The sequence below is a fragment of the Pseudomonas sp. P5_A2_2 genome (assembly GCF_054177685.1).
Genome location: NZ_JBGCUL010000797.1, coordinates 1 through 2,086, shown reverse-complemented (window position 1 = coordinate 2,086; position 2,086 = coordinate 1). Strand labels below are relative to the sequence as shown.

General features: G+C 60.4%; 2 protein-coding genes and 1 pseudogene. All 3 read left to right on the top strand.

All coding sequences use genetic code 11. The features are described from left to right. Positions 1-859 (top strand): gamma-glutamyltransferase family protein (locus ACXRVY_RS25830; RefSeq protein ID WP_458238602.1); only part of this gene is annotated, 859 nt, incomplete at its 5' end. A 69-nt stretch (positions 860-928) separates the two neighbouring features. Beyond that, a complete protein-coding gene (locus ACXRVY_RS25825; protein WP_223461621.1) occupies positions 929-1,462 on the top strand; it encodes a cysteine hydrolase family protein in 534 nt (177 codons plus the stop codon). Positions 1,463-1,851: 389 nt separating this feature from the next. Further along, a pseudogene (locus ACXRVY_RS25820) lies at positions 1,852-2,086 on the top strand (LuxR family transcriptional regulator); the annotation flags it as partial.

Sequence of the window (2,086 nt, the reverse complement as noted above, 5' to 3'; positions counted from 1 at the left end):
GAATATCCTCGAAGGTTATCCGATGAAGGATCTGGGCTACCACTCGGCCCAGGGCATGCACTATCAGATCGAGGCGATGCGCCACGCCTATGTGGACCGCAACAGCTACCTGGGTGACCCGGATTTCGTGAAGAACCCGATTGCCCACCTGTTGGATAAAAACTACGCGACCAAGCTGCGCGACGCGATCAAGCCGCAAAAAGCCGCGGTATCCAGCGAACTCAAGCCCGGTGTAGCGCCCCATGAAGGCAACAACACCACCCATTACTCCATCGTCGACAAGTGGGGCAACGCGGTGTCGGTGACCTACACCCTCAACGACTGGTTCGGTGCCGGCGTGATGGCGAGCAAGACCGGGGTCATCCTCAACGATGAAATGGACGACTTCACCTCGAAGATCGGCGTGCCGAACATGTACGGCCTGGTGCAGGGCGAGGCCAATGCCATCGCCCCCGGCAAGGCGCCGTTGTCGTCCATGAGCCCGACCATCGTGACCAAGGATGGCAAAGTGGTGATGGTGGTCGGTACGCCGGGTGGCAGCCGGATCATCACCGCGACCTTGCTGACCATGCTCAACGTGATCGACTACGGCATGAACATCCAGGAAGCGGTGGATGCACCGCGGTTCCACCAGCAGTGGCTGCCGGAGGAAACCAACCTGGAGGCCTTCACCACCAGCCCGGATACGGTGAAAATCCTCGAAAGCTGGGGGCACAAGTTCGCAGGTCCACAGGATCCCAACCACCTGGCGGCGATCCTGGTCGGCGCGCCGTCCCTGGGCGGCAAACCGGTCGGCAAGAACCGTTTCTACGGGGCGAACGACCCACGGCGTAACACCGGGTTGTCGCTGGGTTATTGAGGGTTGTGTCTGGAGGGGGACGGGCTTATGTTCGTCCCCTGATCACTCGGCATATCAAGGAAGGAAATCATGACCACTGCGTTGTTAATCATCGACGTTCAACAGGCTTTGTGTTCCGGTGAGTACGAGTGCTTCGAGATTGGACGGGTCATCAACACCATCAATGACCTTTCTGCCCGGGCGCGTGAGGCCGGCGTGCCCGTGGTACTGATCCAGCACGAAGAAACGGGCAGCCCGCTGGCCCATGGCGCTGCCGGCTGGCAACTGGCCGAAGGGCTGCAAACCTCGCCCAAGGACCATCGCGTRCGCAAGACCACCGGGGATTCGTTCTACCAGACCAATCTGCAAAAATTGTTACCGGAAGAGGACTTCGAGCGCCTGGTCATCTGCGGCCTGCAGACTGATTACTGCGTCAACGCCACCGTGCGCCAGGCGCTGAAACTGGGCTACGACGTGGTGCTGGCGGGCGACGCCCATTCCACCGTCGACAACGGCAACCTCAGCGCCGAAGACATCATTGCCGAGCACAACAAGGACCTGGCGCACCTGACCGGTTCCGTGGCGCGGATCGATGTGATACCGGCCAAGGACATCCACTTCTGAAACCACAACATTCCCCTGTGGGAGCGGGCTTGCCCGCGATGAGGCCAGCACATTCAACATTGATGCTGGCTGACCCACTGCCTTCGCGAGCAGGCTCGCTCCCACCGTAATCCCGGTTGCTCGCAGATGTTGCGTACACCTACCAACCCTGTGTGCGAGCTTGCTCGCGATGGCGTCATTACAGCCAGCATCGGTGTCGGCTGACCCGCCGCTACCGCGAGCAGGTTCACTCCCACAGTAATTTCAGTCGCTGGCCGATTTTGCATACGCCCATTTACCCCGTGGGAGCGGGCTGTTTGTAACTATTGATGTCACGGCAAGCTGGACGCCATTCCCGACGCTATGGCATCGTCGAAACACCAGACCATGCAGTGAACGGGATCGCAACGATGGAGGAGGGAAACAAGGTCGACGACAACAGGTCGCTGACCACGCTGAAGGCGTTCAATCATTGCGTATTGCACCTGGGCCGGCTGGCGCGGGAGAGCGGGGCGTCGCGATTCATCGCCGATGGCCTGCAGGCATTCGGTCAACTGGTGCCCTTTGCGTCCGCCTGGTGGGGCGAGATGTCGACGCCAGGTCCTGATGTTCCCCCCCAGAGCTGGATGCACGGCAGCATCAATC